Origin of the sequence: Fodinibius sp., from assembly GCF_041642155.1 — a bacterium.
Lineage (GTDB): Bacteria > Bacteroidota > Rhodothermia > Balneolales > Balneolaceae > Fodinibius.
In genome coordinates, this window is the sequence record NZ_JBEPWZ010000352.1 from 1 (window position 1) to 2,823 (window position 2,823).

Annotated in this window: 1 protein-coding gene; it reads left to right on the forward strand. The window is 53.1% G+C overall.

Going from position 1 to position 2,823, the window contains the following annotated elements; genetic code table 11:
* On the forward strand, window positions 1–2,410 hold a 2,410-nt coding region (locus ACESLU_RS13785), incomplete at its 5' end, for a PVC-type heme-binding CxxCH protein (RefSeq protein WP_372639207.1).
* Window positions 2,411–2,823 lie beyond the last annotated feature (413 nt).

Here is a 2,823-nt window from a genome sequence, read left to right on the forward strand (position 1 = left end):
ACTAAACGGGGGAGAAGTCTATTCTCCCCTGCATCCCGACCGGCCGCCGGTAACCTTTACCGCTTCCGACGTACGATTTCATCCGGACACCTACGAGGTTGAAGTAGTTGGGGGCAAAAGCCAGTTTGGCCACACCTTTGACAGCTATGGCCGGAGATTCGGAACATGGAACAGGGCCCCCGTCGAGCATATCGTCTTTGATCCCTCTGATCTTAATCGTAACCCCCACCTTTCATTTAACGAGACCGTCAATGAGGTCTCAAAAACGGGAGGGGAAGCCGTAGTCTTCCCGATCAGCGATGCGGCAACGTCGGCTGATTTCATCCCGGATCTGATGGGGCAGTCGCACTCGGGGACCTTCACGGCGGCCAGCGGCGTTTTTGTGTACAAGGGCAGCGGACTGACCCCGGAGCACCGGGGGGACGTTTTTATTGCGGAATCGGCCCAGAATCTGGTGCAGCGGCAGAAGATGTCCCCGGACGGGGTGTCTTTTTCCTCGGAACTGGTGTATGAGGGGAAAGAATTTTTGGCCTCTGAAGACGAATGGTTCCGTCCCGTATTCCACGGGGTGGGTCCGGCCGACGGACTTCATGTCGTGGATATGCACCGCAAGGTTATTGATCACCCTGCGTACGTGCCCGAGCGGGTCCGGGGGAAGATGGACTTTCAGGCCGGAAACGACATGGGCCGGATCTACAGAATCCTCTCAGAAGATAAGTCCTCTTCGCTGGCTGACAGGCAGTGGGTGGATGAGGCGACGCCCGTCACCCGGATCACAGAGTGGCTCACCTCCGAGAGGCAGTGGGACCGGCAGACCGCGCATCGCTTGCTGCTGGAGCGCAGCGATTCAACGGTTATCCCAACCTTGAAAACGATTGCCATGGAGTCTGCTCAGCCGGAAAGCCGCGTGCGTGCGTTGTGGCTCCTGCATAAGTTGGAAGGACTGGATCCGGGCATCCTCCGGCAGGCGATGGCCGACGGGGAAGCGGGCGTCCGGGAAAATGCGGTGGCGCTCTCGAGGGGAATGCTGATGCAGTCTGAGGATCTACAAGAGGCGGTAACAGGCGCCTGCGGGGATCCCGACATGCGGGTTCGTTTTCAGTGTGCGCTGGTGCTGGGGGATGCAGAGGGACCGGACGTTTTGGAGGCGCTGGCTTCGCTGGCCGTAGCCGATGGAGAGGATCGGTGGATACGGGCGGCCATTCTCAGCGGCGTGGGCGAACGCATGGGCGCATTCCTGCAGCATCTTCAGTCCCAGCAACCAGCTGATTCAGATTCCTATGCACACGTCATGGAGGATTTGGCCGGGGTCCTCGGCAACGGGGGATCCAAAAAAGAGCTGCGGCGCCTTGTTGAAACAACGCTGCAGGCGAATGAAGGAAGCGGATGGCGGTTTTCCGCCATGTTGGGATTGATGGAGGGGCTGGCAAGCCGCCGGGATTTCGACCAGTCATCCAGTGAGCTCTTGAATTATGTCTATGGAGCTGATGTTCCCGCAGAGGCAGAAGGATCCTGGCAGGATTTTGTCGAAGAGGTAACCACGATGGCAGAGACCGATAGGGAAAACAGGGTAACAGTGATTGACTTAATGGGATTTATAGGCAGTGAAGAACAACTACCGGTGTTCGCCCGGGCATTGCAGCCGGAAAATCCGCGTGCCGTTCAGCTGGCGGTAGTGCGGGCCATCGGCCGACAGAATACCGGGGAGGGGGCCCGGCTGTTGATGGATGAAGAGCGGTGGGACGGGTATACCCCCAATGTCCGTTCCGCGATCCTTTCTCAAATGCTGTCAACACCGACCTTTGTAGATGCATTGTTGGGTGCCATAGAAGATGATGTGGTGGCCCCCGCTGAGATTTCTTCGGTGGATCGGCAGCGATTGATGAACAATGAAGATGAGGAAATCCAGCAGCGCGCGGAAACCTTATTTGCTGAACTGGAGGGGGGAGCCCGCAAGGAAGTCTATGAAGAATACCTTTCGGCGATCAATACTATTGATGGCGATCCGGAGGCGGGGGCCCAGGTTTTCGACAGGGCTTGTTCCTCCTGTCATGCCTATGAAGGGGAAGGAGGCAATGTGGGTCCTGACCTTACGGATATTAAAAACCAGCCCCCGGATGCGATCCTGCTGCATACGATCATGCCCAATTATGAAGTATATCCCTCATATCAAACGGTTGTTATCGAAACGAATAACGGACGGTCAATAAGCGGATGGATTGTGAGTGAATCGGATAACAATGTGACCCTGCGACAGGCGTCCGGCGCGGATGAAACCGTTATGCGGGATAATATAGCTTCGCTCAGTAATACCGGCTCCTCGATGATGCCTGACGGGTTGGAACAATCCATGAGTAAAGAGGAAATGGCGGGATTAATCCAATATTTGAAATCAGGCGCTGAATTTTAAGCATATGCCAATACAATCAACAATAAATAGATGGCTTTAAATAGATGGCTTTGAAAAACTACTAAATATTGTCATTATGAACTGATCGAAAAATCTTCTAAATATAATTCTTATTTCTAAAGAGATCCTTCTCCCGCGGCGGTCGGGACGGGATGACAGCTTAGGACATTCAGAGCTTCAAAATAATTAAAGTAAGAATTTTTGAATACCCAGGGGTTTTATTTGATATCAACCCCTGGGCGATTTTCAAACCGCAGTGTATAGGTCTATACTTTAGGATTTCGAAAACGTGAACATGTAGAGATTAAGCAAAACAATGGTTTTGCAGGGTCTTCGTAAATAATAATAATAATGACAGATTATTGAGGAAAAAACGATGAGAAACTGGATGAAAGCGTGTTGCGTTGCTATTA